The 4,809-nt window shown below is 30.7% G+C and carries 6 protein-coding genes; all 6 read right to left on the minus strand.

All coding sequences use genetic code 11. The annotated features are described in order from the left end of the window. Positions 1-267: 267 nt before the first annotated feature. The 6 genes from K5S59_RS28570 to K5S59_RS28595 all read right to left on the minus strand — a co-directional run bounded on the left by K5S59_RS28570 (position 268) and on the right by K5S59_RS28595 (position 4,794). Positions 268-492: a hypothetical protein gene (locus K5S59_RS28570; RefSeq protein ID WP_212981969.1), complete on the minus strand. Its 225-nt coding sequence runs from the start codon at positions 490-492 to the stop codon at positions 268-270. Between the two features lie 488 nt (positions 493-980). After that, a complete protein-coding gene (locus tag K5S59_RS28575; protein WP_212981957.1) occupies positions 981-1,319 on the minus strand; it encodes a hypothetical protein in 339 nt (112 codons plus the stop codon). A 340-nt stretch (positions 1,320-1,659) separates the two neighbouring features. Then, positions 1,660-3,396, minus strand: coding sequence for a hypothetical protein (locus K5S59_RS28580; protein ID WP_212981956.1), 1,737 nt, complete (start codon positions 3,394-3,396; stop codon positions 1,660-1,662). 414 nt (positions 3,397-3,810) lie between these two features. Next, a complete protein-coding gene (locus tag K5S59_RS28585; RefSeq protein WP_212981955.1) occupies positions 3,811-4,170 on the minus strand; it encodes a hypothetical protein in 360 nt (119 codons plus the stop codon). Continuing rightward, a complete protein-coding gene (locus tag K5S59_RS28590; RefSeq protein ID WP_212981954.1) occupies positions 4,167-4,517 on the minus strand; it encodes a hypothetical protein in 351 nt (116 codons plus the stop codon). Before K5S59_RS28590 ends, K5S59_RS28585 begins: the two co-directional genes overlap by 4 nt. A 1-nt stretch (position 4,518) precedes the next feature. After that, the gene (locus K5S59_RS28595) at positions 4,519-4,794 is read right to left on the minus strand and encodes a hypothetical protein (RefSeq protein ID WP_220784116.1); all 276 of its coding nucleotides are present in this window, start codon (positions 4,792-4,794) and stop codon (positions 4,519-4,521) included. Positions 4,795-4,809 lie beyond the last annotated feature (15 nt).

The raw sequence follows: 4,809 nt of genomic DNA on the forward strand, positions 1-4,809 counted from the left end.
ATGGGGTACCGCCAGCATTTTGGAAAAAAACCACGTTAAGGATTTTTTAGTTAATATTCCCTTGTTTTAAGGACAATACAAGGGAATATAGAAGCATTTATGCTGTAAAGTGTAACGTATACTTTTGGAAAAGGTTTATAGTAATCATTTTGGTAATTACTTTTGGTAAAAGACTACCTCTTTGCTACCAAGAACCTTAATCAAGATTGAATAAATTACAAAAATTATGGTTTTTGGTAACTAAAGTTTATCTTAACGTTGTTAAAATTACTTGTTTTTATGTTGAAATTTGCTTAACGTGGTTTTTTTCCGTTTTGCGGTCTGTACCCCATATAGAATGTCTGTTACTTCTGTTAATAATGATCGTTGATCTAAACTATATAATTGTATTGCAAACTCTTTTACAACTTGTTTTTTAAAATCATCATTACCAAAATTTTTATAATCTCTTAAAACCTTTTCTATTGAATGTTGTACTAATAACTCTAACATGATATATCACTCCCTCTTATCTAAAAATAAGTGATATAGTTATACTCTTTTTTTTATATTTGTAAACAACAATATGCATTTATCCTTATTTTAAAAAATTCTCCAATCAGTATCTGTCCAAAATAGAATACTATTATCTTTCCTGTCTTTTCATTTCGACCCTTTAGTCCTTGGTATGACTAACTTCATGAAAGAAAAAACGCCTAAAAAAGGGGACACTTTTTGTTTATATTGTTCCACCCACAAATAAACAAAAAAATAGACCGTAAGGCATTGCTACGTTTACTTTTTTATCAATCTTTCTATGAAATTTTAGGTACACCCTTTTGAAATTACATATCTAATTTTGTTTCTATGACCTTTTATAAACCAATCTAAATACGAGGAATAAATGAGAAACATTTTTTTCCAATTAATTTCACATACCCTAATGTAAATACGAGAATAAATGACAAAAAAACTTCCCATTACAGGAAGTTTTTTTTTTATCATTCACCCAAGTATGGTAAAACACTATGAATATACTCTTCGATTATTTGACCATTCTTATCTTGTAAGTGTTTAGATTCTTTTTTTACTCGTTTTGTACAGTCTTTACAAACCACATAAGGATAAATATAACCCGTTGTTTGCATAATACCCATACCAACCATACCAGCATTGCGAACTGTTTTATTTTTTACTACCATTTCCCCTTGGCAACGTGGACAAATATGATTATGGTAATCCAAATAAGTAGAATCATATGTAAAACCCTTATCCCTAGCCATTGATATTGCACCACTTACTATATTTAATACTTTTTCATCATAAAATAATCGTTCCATTGTTGAATACACACCTTTTTAGTTTTACTATTTCTATACTCTACTAAAAAAATGTTTTCAAGGCCCATCGATCTTAATGAATTAGATTCAAGTAATTTTTTTGTTTTTTCACTGTCGTTGACATGACACACTTTTTTTTAAAAGCGAAAAAAAGTTTTCACATTTCAAAGTACGCGAAATGCTTGTCATGGTAAGTTTTTATCATTTAATTTTGTTCTCTAAAAAGAAAAAAGACTATCTCCTTTTGGGAAATAATCTTTTTTCTTTTTATTGGTTTTACTCCTAAAAACACTGCCCTATTCTTTTTCTTCTTTTAATGGGAAAGTGACCCGACACTTTTTTATAATTCCTTAATCAGATCATATAAATATTGTCGGTTCACACCTAATTCTTTTGCAATTTTGGTTTTGTTTTTCAATTTAGGATTTTCTTCTTGTATCTTTCTTAATTGTTCTAATTTCGCTTCCTTCGGAGCTTTTCTCCGTTCTACTTCCTTTTCCCAAGTATGATTATCTGCTTGTTCTACACCAAACTTCTCTACACGCTTTCGTGCCGCATCATACTTCTTGGATTCCTCAATAGCAGTTTCAGCAAAATTTACTTCTTCTTCTGTCATTGCCTGTTTCATTTTCTCGAAGTCTTTGTATTTATGTGTTCGCGCTTTAATTGTTTTCATCGCCATTTGCATTTCATAATCATCTTTGATTTTCATCAATTCTAGCATGGTCAAATTACGATAGAATAAGCCACCTTGGACATATTGTTCTTTATTCCATGTACCATTTTTCCATTTTGTATAGTATTCTTCCGCTATTTCAGAACGATCCAATAACTCTTTTTCGTTTGTTTCTGTTAAATCCATTATAGAAATCAACTCTAATACCCTTTTTAACGCATATTCCGTGTCTCCGTCACTACTTACCAAGGCATGGAATCGAAGTACCAAACAAAGCCAATTTCGGCGTCCTATATAGAATTTTGAATTATCTCGTTCATTCCACATACGAACATAAGTGAAAATATCTTCTTCACGTTGACGATTCAATGTAAATTCATTCCATGTTGAAACAAGTCTACTTACATTCTTTTGCTTCTTTTCGTTATTTTCTGTTTCTGTTCCTGGTTCCTTTTTCGGAGAACCCATTTTGTTTGGGTTCACTTTACGATCTGGTTGCGGAACAATACGATGTACGAATAAGAAATCGCTCAATTCTAACGCTTCATCATTCATATAATAAGCTTGTACAAGTGATTTCGATTTCATGTTCATTGTTTCAGGAAGACGAGTGACAGCTGAAGGATTCTTTACCACCGCATCAGGATTTAACCCTTTCTTTTCAAACATATCAATCATGTCGTTTTGTATTGCTCGCCATTCTTTATCATGCGTGTATCCTTTGATATTTTTGAATGGTTTTACACGCCATATGAGTTGAATTCCTTGTCCAGTAAAAACAATCATTGTAGGACAAATAATATCACCGTTATAGACCATTTCAGCAATGATTTGAATTGCTTCTTCTGTTGTTACATCTTCTTTATAAAAATCCAAATCCTGTGCTAATAAATACGTTTTTACGACATTACTTTGTGTTCGCATTGGTAATGCAACACGTTTTTCTTCTGTTACAACAAATTCACGTCTTGTAGCAATATTACAAGCCTTTGAAGTAATTTTGCTTCCGCTTTTTGTTTTATAAGTAACAGGAGATTGTACCTTTTCAAATTTCTTTTTCTTACTATAATACGTTGAATAACTCACATAGCTATTCATTCCGAACGATTTCGTTAACATATACCAAAGCTTTTCAACCATTTCTTCTTTTGTGAAAAACGTATTACTAAATACTGATTTCCCTTTTCTAAAAAAGCAGAAATGACCTTCGGCATTAGGAAACAATATATCTATAAAATCATCTAAACCTACCTGTTGAAATGGTAGTGCAAAATTCTCTTTTAATAATCTTTGAAAATACAAAGATGTATTTTTTTCTAAGTGTATATATTGTTCTACACTGTATGTATTTCGAACTTCTTGAAATGCTGGTAAATAGACCTCTTCTTGTCTTTTTAACATGCAAAAAACCTCCCCATCTGTAAAAAAACACTCAAAAATAGGAAGGTTAAATCTCTCGTTTTTATCCGTTTCCTTTTTGTCTTATAACTGTAGTTATAAATTATGTTATAACTCTACTTATAGTTATAATTACAATTAAAATTATATTTATATTTAAAGTTGTATTTAAAATTAAATTTAATTTTATACAAAAAGGAATCATAATTTGTTTGACAAATATACATTATAAAAGTATATTTGTAGTAACAAATTAATTAATTAATCTACTCTTTTGCGGGAGAGATTTAACCTTGATTCGAAGAAAAGCAGCGGGCCTAATCGCTGTTTTTTTTCGTTTTTTTTGTTTTGTTCTTGTATTCAATATGCACCATTTTTCGATAAAAAGCTAGTAAAATATCAATTTTTCTTCAAATTCTACCAATCGTAAGGGTCTCTATATTCCATCTTCGAAGTCGTTGCATCACATTTTTTACAATGATACGAAACACATTCGGCTGTCATATATTCCCCATCCTCATCATAATAGGGGTCTCCAAACGAATCGTAACGACTTCTTTCAACTTCTTCGAAATCATGTTTGCATTTTTCTTGTTTTATCAATTTTGCCCATCGTTCTTTTGCACGTTCTTCTCGTTCGAATTCTTCGTTAATGTGTTTCATGATTGCACTGATCGCTATATCTTTGATTTCTTTTTTGTCTTCTTTATCTAACTTTTTAATGTAATCAATGTATTCCTTTTCTTCATTTTCATCAAACTCAATCACCATTCTCACAGTAAATCACCCTCTTTCTCAATTAAAACACCATTTATCACCATTTGACCTGGTTCTAATATTTCAGCAAAATAATTTATTTCTTCCCCAAAATATTTAAAAATAAGTTCGGAATTTTGATAGTAATCATGTCGTCCAGCAAAGTAATCGAAGAAACGATTTCCTTCTTCATCACATGTATACACTAACCAAGTTTTTGTTAACATTAATCCTTCTATAGAGTTATCACCCTGTGTTTGTTCATTTTTTTCCTTATAATTCATTTCTAAAAGTAATTGATCCATATTGTAAAATAACGCATAAGGTGTTTCTCCTCGTTTTTCTTTTTCTGTTAAAGTTGTTTCCATTTCAATACACCTCTTTCATATAATCAGAATCTAATATCCAATGCACTTCAAATCCTTTGAAAATAGCATTTCGTTTCTCTTTTTCATAGTTTTCATAATCAATAGTTATCATCAATTTCCCTGTTTTGTTATGTGGATTTCGTACTTCCACAAGTATCTGTTTTGCATCATCGAATAAGTATGTAACTGTATATGTATCTTCAGGAAATTCATAAGCCGTCGTGAATGTGAAATCTTCGATTTCGAATTGTAATGCTTCATCTAGGGGTATCGCCACATGCCCATCAACTTA

This window comes from Bacillus sp. BML-BC051 (assembly GCF_019656175.1).
Classification (GTDB): domain Bacteria; phylum Bacillota; class Bacilli; order Bacillales; family Bacillaceae_G; genus Bacillus_A; species Bacillus_A mobilis.